The 17,290-nt window shown below is 63.7% G+C and carries 16 protein-coding genes; 10 read left to right on the top strand and 6 right to left on the bottom strand.

Features of this window, described 5'->3' with window-relative positions; all coding sequences use genetic code 11:
- Positions 1-114: 114 nt before the first annotated feature.
- The gene (locus ACVWY3_RS30900; protein WP_456841843.1) at positions 115-540 is read right to left on the bottom strand and encodes a hypothetical protein; all 426 of its coding nucleotides are present in this window, start codon (positions 538-540) and stop codon (positions 115-117) included.
- Between the two features lie 100 nt (positions 541-640).
- Complete coding sequence (locus ACVWY3_RS30905; RefSeq protein WP_456841844.1) at positions 641-2,170, bottom strand: malonate--CoA ligase; 1,530 nt, start codon at positions 2,168-2,170, stop codon at positions 641-643.
- A gap of 95 nt (positions 2,171-2,265) precedes the next feature.
- On the opposite strand from ACVWY3_RS30905, the gene ACVWY3_RS30910 reads away from it, so the two are divergent.
- The 4 genes from ACVWY3_RS30910 (at position 2,266) to ACVWY3_RS30925 (ending at position 5,583) form a co-directional block, all read left to right on the top strand.
- Entirely contained in the window at positions 2,266-3,027 is a 762-nt protein-coding gene (locus ACVWY3_RS30910) for an SDR family oxidoreductase (protein ID WP_456841845.1), read from the top strand.
- A gap of 333 nt (positions 3,028-3,360) precedes the next feature.
- Entirely contained in the window at positions 3,361-3,915 is a 555-nt protein-coding gene (locus tag ACVWY3_RS30915; protein ID WP_456841846.1) for a fasciclin domain-containing protein, read from the top strand.
- A gap of 186 nt (positions 3,916-4,101) precedes the next feature.
- On the top strand, positions 4,102-4,731 hold the full coding sequence (locus ACVWY3_RS30920) for a cytochrome b/b6 domain-containing protein (RefSeq protein ID WP_456841847.1): 630 nt from the start codon (positions 4,102-4,104) through the stop codon (positions 4,729-4,731).
- Between the two features lie 69 nt (positions 4,732-4,800).
- The gene (locus ACVWY3_RS30925; RefSeq protein ID WP_456841848.1) at positions 4,801-5,583 is read left to right on the top strand and encodes a molybdopterin-binding protein; all 783 of its coding nucleotides are present in this window, start codon (positions 4,801-4,803) and stop codon (positions 5,581-5,583) included.
- Positions 5,584-5,605: 22 nt separating this feature from the next.
- Here the strand turns inward: ACVWY3_RS30925 and ACVWY3_RS30930 are convergent, their stop codons facing one another.
- Positions 5,606-6,808, bottom strand: a complete 1,203-nt coding sequence (locus ACVWY3_RS30930) for a YbfB/YjiJ family MFS transporter (RefSeq protein WP_456841849.1) — start codon at positions 6,806-6,808, stop codon at positions 5,606-5,608.
- 219 nt (positions 6,809-7,027) lie between these two features.
- On the opposite strand from ACVWY3_RS30930, the gene leuB reads away from it, so the two are divergent.
- Together leuB and ACVWY3_RS30940 are read left to right on the top strand one after the other, a co-directional pair.
- On the top strand, positions 7,028-8,140 hold the full coding sequence (gene leuB, locus ACVWY3_RS30935) for a 3-isopropylmalate dehydrogenase (RefSeq protein WP_283083097.1): 1,113 nt from the start codon (positions 7,028-7,030) through the stop codon (positions 8,138-8,140).
- 185 nt (positions 8,141-8,325) lie between these two features.
- The gene (locus ACVWY3_RS30940; protein WP_456841850.1) at positions 8,326-8,964 is read left to right on the top strand and encodes a DapH/DapD/GlmU-related protein; all 639 of its coding nucleotides are present in this window, start codon (positions 8,326-8,328) and stop codon (positions 8,962-8,964) included.
- Positions 8,965-9,172: 208 nt separating this feature from the next.
- Here the strand turns inward: ACVWY3_RS30940 and ACVWY3_RS30945 are convergent, their stop codons facing one another.
- Together ACVWY3_RS30945 and ACVWY3_RS30950 are read right to left on the bottom strand one after the other, a co-directional pair.
- Positions 9,173-9,556, bottom strand: coding sequence for a hypothetical protein (locus tag ACVWY3_RS30945; protein ID WP_456841851.1), 384 nt, complete (start codon positions 9,554-9,556; stop codon positions 9,173-9,175).
- Positions 9,557-9,712: 156 nt separating this feature from the next.
- Positions 9,713-10,501: a hypothetical protein gene (locus ACVWY3_RS30950; RefSeq protein ID WP_456841852.1), complete on the bottom strand. Its 789-nt coding sequence runs from the start codon at positions 10,499-10,501 to the stop codon at positions 9,713-9,715.
- A 116-nt stretch (positions 10,502-10,617) separates the two neighbouring features.
- On the opposite strand from ACVWY3_RS30950, the gene ACVWY3_RS30955 reads away from it, so the two are divergent.
- Positions 10,618-11,652, top strand: coding sequence for an aspartate-semialdehyde dehydrogenase (locus ACVWY3_RS30955; protein WP_456841853.1), 1,035 nt, complete (start codon positions 10,618-10,620; stop codon positions 11,650-11,652).
- Between the two features lie 197 nt (positions 11,653-11,849).
- On the opposite strand, the gene ACVWY3_RS30960 is transcribed toward ACVWY3_RS30955, so the two are convergent.
- Positions 11,850-12,494, bottom strand: coding sequence for a carbonic anhydrase (locus tag ACVWY3_RS30960; RefSeq protein WP_456841854.1), 645 nt, complete (start codon positions 12,492-12,494; stop codon positions 11,850-11,852).
- A 110-nt stretch (positions 12,495-12,604) separates the two neighbouring features.
- Between ACVWY3_RS30960 and ACVWY3_RS30965 the strand changes: the two genes are divergently transcribed.
- From ACVWY3_RS30965 to ACVWY3_RS30975, 3 genes are all read left to right on the top strand, one after another.
- Complete coding sequence (locus ACVWY3_RS30965; RefSeq protein WP_456841855.1) at positions 12,605-13,486, top strand: HpcH/HpaI aldolase/citrate lyase family protein; 882 nt, start codon at positions 12,605-12,607, stop codon at positions 13,484-13,486.
- Positions 13,487-13,705: 219 nt separating this feature from the next.
- Positions 13,706-14,458 (top strand): hypothetical protein, encoded by a 753-nt coding sequence (locus tag ACVWY3_RS30970; RefSeq protein WP_456841856.1) that lies wholly within the window; start codon positions 13,706-13,708, stop codon positions 14,456-14,458.
- Between the two features lie 656 nt (positions 14,459-15,114).
- Positions 15,115-17,199: a TonB-dependent receptor gene (locus ACVWY3_RS30975; RefSeq protein WP_456841857.1), complete on the top strand. Its 2,085-nt coding sequence runs from the start codon at positions 15,115-15,117 to the stop codon at positions 17,197-17,199.
- Positions 17,200-17,290 lie beyond the last annotated feature (91 nt).

Genomic DNA, 17,290 nt, shown 5'->3' on the forward strand with positions numbered 1-17,290 from the left:
CCGTCATTGCGAGCGAAGCGAAGCAATCCAGCCTGTCTCCGCGCAAAGATTCTGGATTGCTTCGCTTCGCTCGCAATGACGCGGAGAGAGCAGAGCCCAGAAATCGCAGGCGGATTAGTCCTTCAATCGCACTTCGCTGTGGAGCCACGATCGGATATCGCCAATGCCTTCGATACGATCGGAATCCGAAAGCACTTTCAATCGCGCCGCAATCATCTTGTCGTCGATCGGCAGTCCAAGCTCTTTGCAATGATCCATCGCCCGGGTGGCTATCGCCGCGGTCTTCCGCCAAGTCGGCTTCATGACCGAGAAAACGATCTCGTCGAGCCGTTGCTCGGTTACTCCCGGTGGGAGCTGCACCTCGTCCCACGTGAGCTCGCAGATATATTCATATGTTTCCCGGTCGGACTTTGGAGGCTCAAGATCCGGATACTGATCGTAGATCGGCTGAAGCAACTCGTCCTTCAGCGCGTCAAGGACGCCGTAGAACGAGCCCTCCAACTTAATCCGCTCGGCTTTGCCAAGTCCCGCAATAGCCATTCGGGCTCGGTCCAGTGCCGCGCAGGCATCCAGGAGATGATGACTGATCCGGACGGCTCTCATCGCGCTTCATGTTTCCCCCAACCCCGAAGCATTGACCCTATTTCTTCGCGTAAATATCCTTGTACGTGTCGCGCAAGATATTCTTCTGCACCTTGCCCATCGTATTGCGCGGCAGCTCGTCGACGACGAAGACGCGCTTGGGCATCTTGAATTTTGCAAGACGCCCTTCCAGGCCTTTCAGCACGGCGGCTTCATCGATGTTCGCACCGGGCTGGCGCACCAGCACCGCGGTGACGCCCTCGCCGAAATCGGCATGCGGCACGCCGATCACGGCGGACTCGATCACGCCGGGCATAGCGTCGATCTCGCTCTCGATCTCTTTGGGGTAGACGTTGAAGCCGCCGGAGATGACGAGATCCTTGCCGCGGCCGAGGATGTGAACGTAGCCCTTGTTATCGATCTTGCCGAGGTCGCCGGTGATGAAGAAGCCGTCGGGGCGGAATTCGGACTTGGTCTTCTCCGGCATGCGCCAATAGCCCTTGAACACGTTCGGGCCCTTGACCTCGATCATGCCGATCTCCTCGCGCGGCAATTCCTTGCCGGTCTCGGGGTCGGTCACGCGCACGGAGACGCCGGGCAGCGGGAAGCCGACTGCGCCGGGCACGCGCTCGCCGTCATACGGGTTCGAGGTGTTCATGTTGGTCTCGGTCATGCCGTAGCGTTCCAGCACCGCATGCCCCGTGCGCGCCGACCATTCGCGATGAGTCTCGGCCAGCAGCGGCGCCGAGCCCGAGATGAACAGGCGCATGTGCTTGGTTGTCTCCTTCGACAGCGCGGGGTTCTGCAGCAGCCGCGTGTAGAAGGTCGGCACGCCCATCAGCACGGTGGCGCGCGCCATCAGCTTGATGATGAGGTCTGGATCGAGCTTCGGCAGGAAGATCATCGAGGCGCGCGCGAACAGCGTCACGTTGGTCGCCACGAACAGGCCGTGCGTATGGTAGATCGGCAGCGCGTGGATCAGCACGTCCTTGTCGGTGAAGCGCCAGTAGCCGACCAGCGAGAGCGAGTTCGACGCCAGGTTATCATGCGTCAGCATCGCGCCCTTGGAGCGGCCGGTGGTGCCCGAGGTGTAGAGGATCGCGGCGAGATCGTCGCCGGCCCGCGTCACCGTCGCAAATTCGCTGGCGGCCTTGTCGGCGGCGTCCGTCAGAGAGCCCTTGCCGTCAGCTCCGAGCGTCTCGACCTTGGCCTTCACCTTGGCGGCGATCGGGGCGAGGCCCTCGGCCTTGGAGGGATCGCACACCACCAGCGACGGCTCGGCGTCGCCGATGAAGTAATCGAGCTCATTCAGCGTGTAGGCGGTGTTGAGCGGCAGATAGACCGCGCCGGCCCTGACCGTGCCGAGGTACAGCACGATGTTGGCGACGGACTTTTCCACCTGCACCGCGACGCGGTCGCCGGGCTTCACGCCGCGCGCGACCAGCACATTCGCCATCTGCCCGGCCCGCGCGATCAGATCGCCATAGCTGATATGGGCGCCGTCCTGCGTCTCGATGGCGAGGCGTTTGGGATCGTCGAGGCCCTCGAACAGGCGGGAAAACAGATTGGCGTTGGCTGCTTGGTTCATGCAAGATTTCCTCGACCGTAAGACTGACAAGGCCGGTCAAAACCGAGGGCTGGATTAGCAAAAACCGCCCCATTGAAGCAACGGAGACAGTTTGCATGACCAAAAACGGGAAACGCGTGGCCTGGGTCACGGGCGGCGGCAGCGGGATCGGGGAGGCCGGCGCCGAGGCGTTGGCGGCTGACGGCTGGACGGTGGTGGTTTCGGGCCGCCGCCAGTCAGCTCTGGAGACGGTGGTTGCGAAAATCACCAAGGCGGGCGGCACCGCCGAGGCCATCGCGCTGGACGTGGCCAACGCGGATCAGGCCCAGAAGGCGGCCGATCAAATCGCGGCGAAGCACGGCCGAATCGACCTGCTCGTCAACAATGCCGGCATCAATGTTCCCAAGCGCAGCTGGAAGGACATGGAACTGGAGGGCTGGGACAAGCTCGTCCAGGTCAATCTCAACGGCGTGCTCTATTGCATGCGCGCGGTGCTGCCGACGATGCGCAAGCAGCAGGACGGCTCGATCATCAACGTCTCGTCCTGGGCCGGCCGTCATGTCTCGAAGATGCCGGGCCCGGCCTACACCACGACCAAACATGCGGTGCTGGCGCTGACCCACTCCTTCAACATGGATGAGTGCGTGAATGGCCTGCGCGCCTGCTGCCTGATGCCGGGCGAGGTCGCAACGCCGATCCTGAAGCTGCGTCCGGTGGTGCCGAGCGAGGAGGAGCAGGCCAAGATGCTGCAGCCCGAGGATCTCGGCCGCACCATCGCGTTCATTGCCTCGATGCCGCCGCGCGTCTGCATCAACGAGCTGCTGATCAGCCCGACGCACAATCGCGGATTTATTCAGACGCCGCAGAGCAGGGATTGAGGCGGGCGTATTGTGCAATAGGCACACTGCCGTAGGGTGGGCGAAGGCGCGAAGCGCCGTGCCCACCATCTCTCCCCGCATTTGCGTTTGGTGGGCACGCTGCGCTTTGCCCTCTACGGCACCGTTTGCTTGGCGCACGCTCACCCTCACGAACGTCCCCGCACATAGTTTCACCCATCACAAAGAATTTTTCCTCGAAACCGCATCGCGAAACCTCCCGTAGTTCGGCCAACGACGGCGCTGCTGCTTCACCTCGAGACTGCCGCAAGCCGCCTTCGTTGCCCCAACTCAACGCCGGCCATTGCCGGTCACCATTCAATCGGGAGACTTTCCATGTCGAAGCGTATTGCCTATCTCGCTGCCGCTGCCTTCAGTGCCCTCGCGATCACCGCAACCGTCGTCAGCCCCGTTCGCGCCGAGGAGAAGACCGTCATGGTCGGCGGCGCCGCGATGTTCCCGTCCAAGAACATCGTCCAGAACGCGGTCAACTCGAAGGACCACACCACGCTGGTTGCGGCCGTGAAGGCGGCCGGTCTTGTGCAGACGCTGGAAAGCAAGGGCCCGTTCACGGTGTTCGCGCCGACCAACGCCGCCTTCGGCAAGCTGCCGGCCGGCACCGTCGACAATCTGGTCAAGCCCGAGAACAAGGCGACGCTGACCAAGATTCTCACCTACCACGTCGTGCCTGGCAAGCTCGAAGCCTCCGACCTCACCGACGGCAAGAAGCTGAAGACCGCCGAAGGCGAGGAACTCACCGTGAAGAAGATGGACGGAAAGGTCTGGATCGTCGACGCCAAGGGCGGCACCTCCATGGTGACCATCTCCAACGTCAACCAGTCGAACGGCGTCATCCATGTGGTCGATACCGTGCTGATGCCGGCGACGTAACACCGCAGCTTGCTGTTTCATCCCCGGAAAACAGCCTGATTTGCGACGGCGAGCCGGGGATGCCCGGCTCGCTTTTTTTGTGACCGCCATAGCCTGCGGGCATCGATTCGATGGCCAAAGGGGCGTAACGAAAACGGGCGCAGCGGCGTATATTCAGTGTCAGACGACGTTCAGGACGGAACCATCATGTCGAGCCTCATAGTCTCAGGCGAGCAGGTCAGCGCCACCCCGGCCAAAGTGATCCAGCCGGCCTGGGTCCGCGTCATGCACTGGATCAACGCGCTGGCCATGATCCTGATGATCCTGTCGGGCTGGCAGATCTACAACGCCTCGCCGCTGTTCGGCTTCAGTTTTCCGCGCGAATACACGCTCGGTGGTTGGCTCGGCGGCGGCCTGCTCTGGCATTTTGCCGCGATGTGGCTGCTGATGATCAACGGCCTCGCCTATCTCATCACCGGCTTCGCGACCGGCCGCTTCCGGAAAAAACTGCTCCCGATCACGCCATCGGGCGTGCTCCACGACGTCAGGGCCGCACTGACCTTCAAGCTCGGTCATGACGACCTCACCGTCTACAACTACGTGCAGCGCCTGCTCTATGCCGGCATCATCGTGGTCGGCGTGCTGATCGTGCTGTCCGGCCTCGGCATGTGGAAGCCGGTGCAGCTCTACTACCTGGTGATGCTGTTCGGTGACTATCCGACCGCGCGCTACGTGCATTTCTTCTGCATGGCCGCGATCTGCGCCTTCCTCGTCGTTCACGTCCTGCTCGCGCTGCTGGTGCCCAAGAGCCTGCGCGCCATGATCATCGGCCGTTGAGCATGATCCGGAAAAGTGGGAACCGGTTTTCGACAAGATCATGCTCAAAACAGATATGTGAGAACCACCATGGCCAAGCGTTCATTCCTGATCCCCGGCGTCGACAAGCGGCTGCTGATCAAGGACTCCATCAAGGCGATGCCGGATTTTACCCGCCGCCGCTTCATCGCCGGCGGCGCCAGCTTAGGCGCGCTGACGCTGCTCACCGGCTGCGACGTGGTCGACTCCTCCTCGGCCGAGACCATGCTGGCGAAGGTGTCGAAGTTCAACGACGCCGTGCAGGCCTTCATCTTCAATCCCGACGCGCTGGCGCCGACCTTCCCCGAGAGCGCGATCACAAAGCCATTCCCGTTCAATGCCTATTACGATCTTGACGACGCGCCTGACATCGATGGCAAAGATTGGAAGCTCGAGGTGCGCGGCCTCGTCGACAACAAGAAGTCCTGGACGCTGGACGAGCTCACCAAGCTGCCGCAGGTGACGCAGATCACCCGCCACATCTGCGTCGAGGGCTGGAGCGCCATCGGCAGCTGGACCGGCACGCCCTTGCGCGATTTCCTCAAACTGATCGGCGCCGACACCCGCGCGAAATATGTCTGGTTCCAGTGCGCCGACAAGGACGGCTACAACTCGCCGCTCGATATGCGCAGCGCGCTGCATCCGCAGACCCAGATGACCTTCAAATATGCGAACGACATTCTGCCGCGCGCCTATGGTTTCCCGATGAAAATCCGCGTGCCGACGAAGCTCGGCTTCAAGAACCCGAAATACGTGATCTCGATGGAAGTCACCAACGACTACAGGGGTGGCTATTGGGAAGACCAGGGGTACAATTCGTTTAGCGGGAGTTGATCGTCGCCCCGGCTAACCCACCCTACGGCACCGGTGATTTCGCCGGCCCCACCTTCCGCTGGCACAGCGCCAGGACCGCGCCCAACGCCAGCAGCGCCGCCGACACATTCAGCGCGTAGCTCAAGCTCCCCAGCGCGTCCGTGATCGCACCGACCACGATCGGTCCCAACGTCTGGCCGATGCCGAACGAGATCGTCATCGCCGCGATCGCGGTCGGCCACACCTGCGGTGGATAGTTGAAGCGGACGAAGGCGGTGGTCGAGCCGACCACCGCGAAGAAGGCGACCCCGAACACCACGGCTGAAATCGCGAGCCAGGTCGGGGAATGCCCGAGCATCGGCAAGCCGGCGCCGAGCGCGTTGGTGCCGAGGATGATGGCGGTGGCAAGCCCGCCGCGATCGAGCGCGAGCACGCCGCGCCAGGCCCAGGGCGTGACGAACGCCGACAGGCCGATCAGGCCCCAGAACGCAGCTTGCGCCGCCGCACCGCCGCCGCCGTCGCGGACATAGGCGATCATGAAGGTCATGTAGGCGATGTAGCCGGCACCGAACAGGAAATAGGCGGCGAGATAGATCAGCACGGGCAGAATTGCGAAGGCGGCGTGGCTGCCTTCGGAGAAGCGTGCGCCGCTTTCGATGCGGGTCAGGTACAGCGGCACGGTCATCGCGGCCGAGAGCAGCGTCAGCGCCCACCATACGATCCACCACGAGCCCGGCCCGAAATATTGCAGCGTGAACGGCGCGATCAGCCCCGAGGAAAGGATGCCGACGCCGGGCCCAGCATAGAACAGGCTGAGCAGGAAATTGGCCCGCTCCGGGTACGACTGCGCGATTGAAGCGGCGAGCGCGCCGCCGGCGACGAAGCCGGCCGCAGCGCCGAGGCCCAGCACGAGGCGCGCCAGGCTCAGCGCCACGAAATTGCCGGTCAATGCGCAGGTCGCGAGCGCGGCGACGCAGGCCAGGGTCCCGCCGCGGATCGCCGCCGCCCAGCCGACCCGCTGGATCAGCCGCGACGCTGCCAGCGCGCCGACGAGATAGCCGACGGCATTGATGGTGTTCATGAAACCCGCCGCCGAGTAGGACCAGCCGAGGTCCTCCCGCATGTCGGGCAGCACCAGGGCATAGGCAAAGCGGCCGATGCCGAGCCCGACCGTCGCCGCGAGCGACAGGGTCAGGATCAGCCGCGCGGGGTGCGCGTCGTGTGGAGGGCGCTCAGGGGCGTGCAAAGGGTACTCCGGCGTCTGGCACTGTGGCAGGCTAGGTGCGCCTTGCACAGCCGCGGTGCGGCAATGGTGTCTTGCCAAGCGCGCAAGGCCGCTCTAGCACTCCCGCCGAAATTCATCCCGGCTTGTCATGCCCGGGCTTGACCCGGGCATCCATCCTTCAAAAAAGCTGGATTGCCGGGTCAAGCCCGGCAATGACGAGAAAAAACTGAGGACACGACCATGGCGACCCACAAATTGCTGCTGCTCCCCGGCGACGGTATCGGCCCGGAGGTGATGGGCGAGGTGAAGCGGCTGATCGATTGGCTCAATTCGGCCGGGATCGCTAAATTCGAGACCGACACTGGCCTCGTCGGCGGCTCGGCCTATGACGCCCACAAGGTGTCGATCTCCGAGGGCGACATGGCCAAGGCGCTGGCCGCCGACGCCATCATCTTTGGCGCGGTCGGCGGCCCCAAATGGGACGCGGTGCCCTACGAGGTGCGCCCCGAAGCCGGCCTCTTGCGCCTGCGCAAGGATCTGGCCCTGTTCGCCAATCTCCGCCCCGCCGTGTGCTATCCGGCGCTGGCCGACGCCTCGAGCCTGAAGCGCGAGGCCGTGGAAGGCCTCGACATCGTCATCGTGCGCGAGCTCACCGGCGGCGTCTATTTCGGCGAGCCCAAGACCATCACCGATCTCGGCAACGGCCAGAAGCGCGCCGTCGATACCCAGGTCTACGACACCTATGAGATCGAGCGCATCGGCCGCGTCGCCTTCGAGCTTGCCCGGAAGCGCAAGAACAAGGTGACGTCGATGGAGAAGCGCAACGTCATGAAGTCGGGCGTGCTCTGGAACGAGGTCATGACTCAAGTCCACAAGCGTGAATATCCCGATGTCACGCTCGAGCACCAGCTCGCCGATTCCGGCGGCATGATGCTGGTGAAGTGGCCGAAGCAGTTCGACGTCATCGTCACCGACAATCTGTTCGGCGACATGCTGTCCGACATCGCGGCGATGCTGACCGGCTCGCTCGGCATGCTGCCCTCGGCCTCGCTCGGCGAGGTCGACGTTAAGAGCAAGAAGCGCAAGGCGCTGTACGAGCCCGTGCACGGCTCGGCGCCTGACATCGCCGGCAAGGGCCTCGCCAATCCCATTGCGATGATCTCGTCCTTCGGCATGGCGCTGCGCTATTCCTTCGACATGGGCGATCTCGCCGACAAGGTCGACGCCGCGATCGCCGCGGTGCTGGCGAGCGGCCTGCGCACCGCCGACATCAAGTCGGAGGGCACGACCGCCGCCTCGACCACGCAGATGGGCGAAGCGATCCTGAAGGAATTGCAGAAGCTGCACGCGTAAGGCTGATCCTCGTCATTCCGGGGCGATGCGAAGCATCGAACCCGGAATCTCGAGATTCCCGGTGCGCAATTGCGCACCTGAGGTTCGGCTCTCCGAGCCGCCCCGGAATGACAGCTCGAGACATCGTGGGCACGGCGCGATGCGTCTTTGGCCCACCCTATGGCACCTGCTCCCGGAGCCATCTCATGGACGCCTCGCCCCGCCCCAAGATCGCGGAAACCTTCATCCATGAAACCGTGCGCCAACGCGAGGCGCAGATCGGGCGGCGCTGCGAAATTCTCAGCCATAGCCGCATCGAATATGCCTCGCTCGGCGACTACTCCTATCTCGGCGAGAATTGCGAGGTCGCCGACGCCGCGATCGGAAAGTTCACGGCGATCGCCAATTCGGTGCGGATCGGCGCGCCCAATCATCCGATGGGCCGCCCCTCCCAGCATCGCTTTACCTATGTCCCCGAATATTATGAGGCGAGCGCGACGCGCGACCGCGACTTCTTCGCGGACCGCCGCGGCGACCGCGTCATCGTCGGCAATGACGTCTGGATCGGCCACGCCGCGATCCTGCTGCCGGGTGTCACGGTCGGCGACGGCGCGGTGATCGGCGCAGGCGCGGTCGTCAGCCGCGATGTCGAGCCCTACACGATCGTCGGCGGCGTTCCCGCGCGCCCGATCCGCAGGCGGTTTTCCGAGTCGGTCGCGGACAGCCTGCGCCGCATTGCCTGGTGGGATTGGCCGGATGAGCTCATCTTCGAACGCCTCTGCGATTTCCGCTCCGAGGCGATCGAGGAATTTTGCAGGCGGTACGATCCGGCGGCGAACGCGTAGCCTCAGCCGTCATTGCGAGGAGCCCGCGACAAAATTGCGAAGCAATTTTGCGCTGGCGACGAAGCAATCCAGAATCTTTCCACAGAGACTCTGGATTGCTTCGCTGCGCTCGCAATGACGGTCGAGAGGCAGGTGCGCCCTACGGCACCCCGCAAAAAGAAATGGCCGGGTGCTGGCCCGGCCATTTTGATTCGAAAGATACGCCCGCTCAGTACAGCGGGAAGTTCTGCGGGTAGCCGCCGACATCGGCCGGGGTCGAGAGCGGCTGGCGATCGATCGGGCGGTTGAGGTTTTCGCGGGCGAAGGACGGATAGCCGACGGCCGGCGGGAAGGCGTAGTCGCTGAACTTGCGGTCGCCCGGATTGACCTCGGTGCCGCCGTCGAGCCAGGAGCGCTTGCTCACATAGATGCGGGTGCGGCCCTGCTGATAGACCGCGTTGGGGCCGCTCGGGCCGTAATAGGGGCGGCCGCGCTCGTCATAGCGCTTGGTCTTGGTGTCGGCCGCAGCCGGCGTCGCGAAGGCCGCGGCGATGACGGCGCCCGCCGCTAGCCAGGTCGCCAATTTGGTTGCCGCAGAAAATTTCGAGCTCATCACGTCCCCTTCAGGCGGCAGGCCGCCAGTCGATTTCGCCCCATACTAGCCCGGCCGGGGTGGCTGCAACTAGGTCTATTGGGTCACACCGGCCGGGAATAATCGTGCGCGCCGGCAAAAGTTGCATGCAAACCAGCCACTTGAGCTTGGTGCCGCTCAAAGCGCCCCGCGCAATTGCGCGTTGGCTGCGCCCAGCAGCCAGTCGGAGGCCGCAGCGCCGTCGCAGGCGCGGCGCTTCAGCTCGGCATGGGCGAAGAATTCCGCCAGCTTCGGCTCGTTGCCCGAGGCCAGCAGCGTCAACCGGTTCAGCATGCAGGCGATCGCCGCGCGCCGAACGGGCATTGTGTCGCCCTGGCAGGAGAAGCCGGAGATCTGCAAGCCCGGCTCCTCGTTGCGCTTGAGATAGCCGAGGCAGGGCGGCGCTGCCTTGTCGGTGCCAACCGGCCGGAACAGGGCGACGGGGCCGAATTTGGTCTGGATCAGGCCGGCCTGCTCGAGTGGTGTGGCGGCGCCAAGGCCCATCTGGATGGCGAGATCCGCCGTCGCCGGACGGGCGACATCGAATTCGCCGCCTTCCCGATAGATCTCGAGCTCGGCCACAGGCTTGTCCGCCTCGCTCGTCCAGCGCATGACGTCCCTGCGGCCGCCTTCGGGATGCCGAAGGATGGCGTAAGATACTGTTTTTTCTGATGAATCCTGCCGGCTGACGGCGAAGGCCGGATGCGAGCGGTCGGCCACGCCCCAGCCCGGCCGCACCGCCGGCTCATCGTCCCGCATGTCGGGCAGCTGGTTGAGGGCCGCCAGCGCCAGGATGGAAAACAGGGCAAGCGCCCCCACATAGGCGAACAGGCGCGCCAGCGTGCCGACCACCTCGTCGGCGAAGGCTGCAAGCGCCAGATAGAGCTGGGTGGGAGTTTCGGCCGTCCTGGCCTCAGGCGATTGCATCCACGGCCTTCAGGCATGGTCCAACGTTGTCTTGGGGCCGGTTCTCGCATAGAAGCGCTGCTCTTCCTGTTTAAGCGTCAGCTTCAGGAACGGGCTTTTTCATCGGAGAGTGAACGATGGGTTACAAAGTCGCAGTCGTCGGCGCGACCGGCAATGTCGGACGGGAAATGCTCAACATCCTCGATGAGCGCAAATTCCCCGCGGACGAGGTCGTGGCCCTGGCGTCGCGCCGCAGCGTCGGCGTCGAGGTCTCCTATGGCGATCGTACCCTGAAGGTCAAAGCGCTCGAGCATTACGACTTCTCCGACGTCGACATCTGCCTGATGTCGGCGGGCGGCTCGGTCTCGAAGGAATGGTCGCCGCAGATCGGCGCCGCCGGCGCGGTCGTGATCGACAACTCTTCCGCCTGGCGCATGGATCCGGACGTGCCGCTGATCGTGCCCGAGGTGAACGCAGGCGCGACCGATGGCTTCAAGAAGAAGAACATCATCGCCAACCCGAACTGCTCGACCGCGCAGCTCGTGGTCGCGCTCAAGCCGCTGCACGACAAGGCGACGATCAAGCGCGTCGTGGTCTCGACCTATCAATCGGTGTCGGGCGCCGGCAAGGACGCGATGGACGAATTGTTCTCGCAGACCAAGGCCGTCTACACCAATGACGAGCTGGTCGCGAAGAAATTCTCCAAGCGCATCGCCTTCAACGTCATTCCCCACATCGACGTCTTCATGGAGGACGGCTACACCAAGGAAGAGTGGAAGATGATGGCGGAGACCAAGAAGATCCTTGATCCCAAGATCAAGCTCTCCGCGACATGCGTGCGCGTGCCGGTGTTCGTCGGCCACTCCGAGGCCGTCAACATCGAGTTCGAGAATCCGATCACCGCTGATGAAGCGCGCGAGATCCTGCGCAAGGCGCCCGGCTGCCTCGTCATCGACAAGCAGGAGCCCGGCGGCTACGCCACGCCGTACGAGGCGGCCGGCGAGGACGCGACCTATATCAGCCGCATCCGCGAGGACGCGACGGTGGAGAATGGTCTGGCGCTCTGGTGCGTGTCGGACAACCTACGCAAGGGCGCCGCGCTCAACGCGATCCAGATCGCGGAAGTCCTGATCAACCGCAAGCTGATCAGCGCGAAGAAGAAGGCGACGTAAGACAAGTCACCGCTGCGGTGGGGTGGGCAAAGGCGCAAAGCGCTGTGCCCACCATTCTTTCGATTTAGCACCGGTGCCCTAGGGTGGGCAAAGCGAAGCATGCCCACCATTCGTTCGTAATCACGAAGAGATCGTGGGCACGGCGCGCTGCGCCTTTGCCCACCCTACAGTTTCTGCCCACCGCACGAGAGCGGCGGTTACACCACGCTGCGCGCGCTCTTGAATTCCTTCGTCGCCTTGTCCAGCACGAACAACGTTCCCTCGGCGACACCGAAATAGGCGCCGTGGGTCTGCATTTGGCCGCTTTCGACGGCCTTCTGCACGAACGGGAACGTCATCAGGTTTTCCAGGCTGCGGAACACCGCGGCTTTCTCGATGCGTTCGACGAACTGGGCCATGGTCTCATGGTCGCGCTGCTCCACCACTTCGCCCGGCTTGATGAACATTTGCATCCATTTGCCGATGAAGTCGCCGGGGGTGAGCGGCTCGATCTTGTCGACGAAGGCGCGGATGCCGCCGCATTGCGCGTGGCCGAGCACCACGATGTGCTTCACCTTCAGCACCGTCACGGCATATTCCAGCGCGGCGGAGACGCCGTGCGCGTTCTCGTCGGGCTGGTAGGTCGGCACCAGGTTGGCGATGTTGCGGACGACGAACAATTCGCCGGGGCCGACGTCGAAAATCACTTCGGGTGAGACGCGGCTGTCGCAGCAGCCGATCACCATCACTTCCGGTGACTGCCCCTTCACCGATAGCTCGCGGTAGCGGCTCTGCTCGGCCGGGAGCCGCTGGGTGGCGAAGGCCTTGTAGCCTTCCAGCAAATGCTTCGGGAATGTGATCATGGCCTATGCCTAACCATAGAGCGGACCGACGAACAAGCCTTTCGAATAGGCAGGCCAAGTGCTATCGGCTCGGGCAGAATGGACACGAGGAAACCGGAAGGAACGCCAGCATGACCCGCCCGCGCCGCAGCCATCTGTTCATGCCCGGATCCAACCCCCGTGCGCTGGAGAAGGCACGCAATCTCCCAGCCGATGGTTTGATCCTCGATCTCGAAGATTCGGTCGCCCCCGACGCCAAGGCGGTGGCGCGCGACGGCATCGCCGCCGCGATCGCCGCCAAAGGGTTCGGCAAGCGCGAGATCCTGATCCGGACCAACGGCCTCGACACGCCCTGGTGGACCGAGGACGTCGCAATGGCCGCCAAAGCCTCGCCGGACGGCATCCTGGTTCCAAAGGTGTCCTCCGTCGACGACCTCGACACGATCGGCCGCAAGCTGGCCGAGCTCGGCGCCGCGCCGACCGTCAAGGCCTGGGCGATGATCGAGACCGCGCGCGCGGTGCTGCATGCCGAGGAGCTCGCCGCGGCCGGGCGCGATCCGAACACGCGGCTGTCGGGCTTCGTGTTCGGGCCGAACGACATCTCGCGCGAGACGCGCATTCGCATGCTGCCGGGCCGTGCGGCGATGATCCCGATGATCACGCACTGCATCCTGGCGACGCGCGCTCATGGCCTCGAGATCCTCGACGGTCCCTATAGCGACATCGCCAATTCCGACGGCTTTGCCACCGAATGCGCGCAGGGCCGCGATCTCGGCTTCGACGGCAAGACGCTGATCCATCCCTCGCAGATCGAAGCCTGCAACGTGATCTTCACGCCGCCGGAGGAGGAAGTCGCGCGTGCGCGAAAGATCATCGCGGCGTTCGAGCTGCCGGAGAACGTCTCGCGTGGCGCGATCCGCCTCGACGGCGCCATGGTCGAACGCCTGCACGCCGACATGGCGCGCCGCACGATCGCGATCGCGGATGCGATCGCTGCAATGAGCAAGGGCTGAGATTGCTCGAACTACGCTTCGTCCTGCGCGACGGAGCAAGGGGAATTGCGGCTGGGAACTCGGCTAATCCATTGATTTGGCTGATGCTGCGGCAGCTTTCGATCACGTCCACGCGAAGAAGCGTCGCGGCGGCCGCCGTTGACTTGCGCAAGGCCCACGGCGCAAGGTAACTCCAGCAACAGTTGAACATATTTGGCCCAACTTGGACGAGGTGTCCCCATGACGGCGCTTGCGGAAGTCGCGGCTCCTGCCAACCTGGTTGACGAACTGACCGCACATGCGGTGCGCAGCATCGAGGCCGCCGATCATTCCGCGGCTCCGTTTCCGCACATCGTCTTCCGCGAGTTCTTTCCCGCCGACTTCTACCGTGACCTGATCCGGAGCGTGCCCACGCAGGGCTACGATCCGATCACCGGGACCGGGACGCGCATGGCGCTGCGCCTCTATGGCGAGAACGTCGACAAGATCGAGCCGTCGCTGCGGCCGGCATGGGCTGCGGTGTCGGCCATGCTGACGTCGAAGAGCATCGAGCGGGCGATCCGGAAGCGGCTGCACGACGGGCTCGAGATTCGCGCCCGTGGCGACAAGGTCGCCGGCCCCGACGACCTGACCCTGGTGGCAAAGCCGGTCGTCTACGTGGACAGGGACGGCTATCAGATCAAGCCGCATCCGGACACGCGCAAGAAGGTCGTGACGATGCAGCTCTATTGCCCGGCCGACGCCAGCCAGGAGGCTTTGGGGACGACGCTCTACAAGGCCTCGCTCAAGGGACTGCTTCACGTCGGCTCGTATTGCCTGGAGCCGGTGAAGACGATCCCGTTCCTGCCCAATGTCGGCTACGCCTTCGTGGTGCTGAAGGCCTATCACACGCTGACCAAGATGAGCTGGCACGGCCGCCCGCCGATCCAGACCGATCGCGACCGCGTCACCATCCTCAACACGTTCTATGTGAACGAAAAGGTCGGCTTCTGATCTGGTGCGCGTTAAGCGCGCCGCTGTCAGTGCGGCGCGATCGAACAATTCCAGATGACCGTCCAGCGTTCGACGCCCGGTAGCTCCCGGAGCGAGCGCGGGCGATATCTCGTCGCGCAGCGATGTCTGCTGTAATCCAGCAACTCATCTCGCGTCTCAAATCCTGTCTGGCGCTGCGACAAATACCCGCATTTGCGCGCGTGGCGGCCGCTCGATGCAGGGTTCGAACCGGCCTCGCGCATACGCACGCCATGCGGACATGCGGAGGAATTCACGCTGTCGCGCGTCATTGCGTGAAACCGAAACGTCAATTGGCGACATTCTCCTGCGCGTGAGGCGCCGGCATCTGTCTCGAACATTAGATGGCTTCCATTAGGCGATGGCCGTCTCGCGGTTTATTGCACGTCGTGTCTCGTCGACGCGACGAGACGGGCGTCAAATAAGAAAGTCTCTGGCGTGTTATGGCTCGCGACTTGAGTTGCGCGCGCGCATTCGCGCTTGCGTGCGTGCCTATGCTGTTATCTGCGACATCGTCGTTCGCGCAGCAATCGAACCATCCATCGTCGACGGAGACCGGGCAATCACTTCCTGCCGTGACCGTAGCCGCACCGGAGCGTCACGCCGCGCCAGTCCGGAGGGAGCATGCGTCGACCGCAATGCGCGCGAGACGTCAGGCCGCACGAATTGAAAGCGCGGCAGCGACAACGAGACCAGCGACGGTCGGCGCACAGCGGGCCGCATTGCCGCTGCCCTATGTCGGTGGACAAATCGCGCGCGGTGGTCAGCTCGGCCTGCTCGGCAACAAGGACTATATGGAAACGCCGTATAGCCTCACGAGCTATACGGAAAAGACCATCCGTGACCAGCAGGCGACCAGCGTCGCTGAAGTCCTGACCAACTCCGATCCGTCGGTGCGCGCCGCAATCGGCAGCAGCAACCGCTATGATGCACTGACCATCCGTGGCTTCCGTGTTGAAAACAGCGAGATCGCGTTGAATGGGCTGTACGGTCTCGTGCCGGCCTATCGCATCAACCCGGCACCGATTGAACGGATTGAGTTGCTCAAGGGCCCGGGGGCATTCCTCAGCGGCATGGCCCCGCAGGGAAGCATCGGTGGCAGCGTCAATGTCGTGACCAAGCGTGCCTATGAAGACCTGACGCGGTTGACCGTCGGGTACATCTCGAATGCCCGCCTCGGCACCGAGGTCGACGTGGTGCGCCGCTTTGGCGATCAGAAGGAATGGGGCGTCCGGTTCAATGGCGGGGTCGATGGTGGGAACACGACGATCGATCGCCAATCGGTGCGTGACGGCGTCGGTTCGCTCGGCGTCGACTATCGGGGTGAGCGCTTCCGCTGGTCGGCCGACGTCATCTATCAGGACGACTGGATGAAGGCTGCGGCGCGTGGCTATACGCCGGTCAAGGGCATCGCAGTGCCGAATGCGCCCGACGCTCGCATCAATCTAGCCCAGCCTTTCGACTATGCTCGCGCCAAGAGCCTGACAGGCCTGACGCGCGCCGAATACGATCTGTCGAACAACGTCACTTTGTTTGGTGCCATCGGCGGCAACCAGTTCGGTTACGACAAGCGGGAAGCGCCGGGAGCGACGCTGCTCATGGCCTCAGGCAATGCGCTATCAACGTCGCGGTTCCAGACCGGCAAGTCCGAGGGCGTGTCTGGCGAGGCCGGTGTTCGGGCCCGCCTCGACACCGGCCCGGTCAGTCATGAGATGGTTGTCAGCGGCAGCGCCTTGAACCGCACGGATTGGCTCGGTCAAACCAACTATGGAAACTATCTGACGAACATCTACACACCGACAATTCTGGCGAGCCCGGGTATGCCCTTGTCGTCATTCCCGGAGGGCAAGTCGGCCTTTCTTGGACTTCGCAGCGTTGGCGTTGCCGACACCCTCTCGACGATGAACGGGATGCTCCAGCTGATCGTCGGAGCCAGGCAGCAGCAGGTCATCGCGAACAATTACGACACCGTCAGTGGGTTGGAGACGACCCACTACGATCAGAGCGCCACATCGCCCTCCGTGGCGCTGTTGGTGCGACCGATCAAGGAGCTGTCGTTCTACGCCAGCTACATCGAAGGCCTCACGCCTGGGCCAACGCCTCCGTCCGGTGCAGCCAACACCAACCAGGTGTTTGCGCCATTCAAGATCAGGCAATATGAGGTCGGTACCAAGCTCGATCTCGGTCGCTTCGGCGCGAGCCTGGCGGCGTTCCAGATCAGCCTGCCCAGCGGCGTCACCGATCCCGTCGGCAAAATCTACAGCCTCGACGGTGAACAGAGAAACCGCGGCGTCGAGTTCAACACCTTCGGCGAAGTCGGCCCCGGCATTCGGGTGCTCGGCGGCGTGACCTATCTCGATGCGCGCCTGACGAAGACCGGTGGGCACCTCTATGACGGCAATGATGCGATCGGAGCGCCGGGCTGGCAGAGCAATCTCGGCATCGAGTGGGATGCCCCATTCCTGCCCGGACTGACGGCGACGGCGCGCAGCATCTATACCAGCCGGGCCTATGTCAGCGCCGACAACATCCAGAGCGTGCCGGCGTGGATGACCTTCGACATCGGTGCGCGCTATGCGACCAGCCTGGCCGGACGTCCCACCACATTCCGCGCTGCTGTCACCAACCTGTTCGACAACCGCTACTGGATCGGCAATCCGACCGGCTACGTCATCAGCGGCATGCCGCGGATGCTGTGGCTGTCGATGTCGGTCGATTTCTAGAGCATGATTCGGAAAAGTGTGCAGCGGTTTTCGCTCGCGACAAACGCGGAACGCGTTTGCGCGGAGATCATGCTCGAACAATAGAACGCGG

The organism is Bradyrhizobium sp. USDA 4486 (assembly GCF_054057995.1).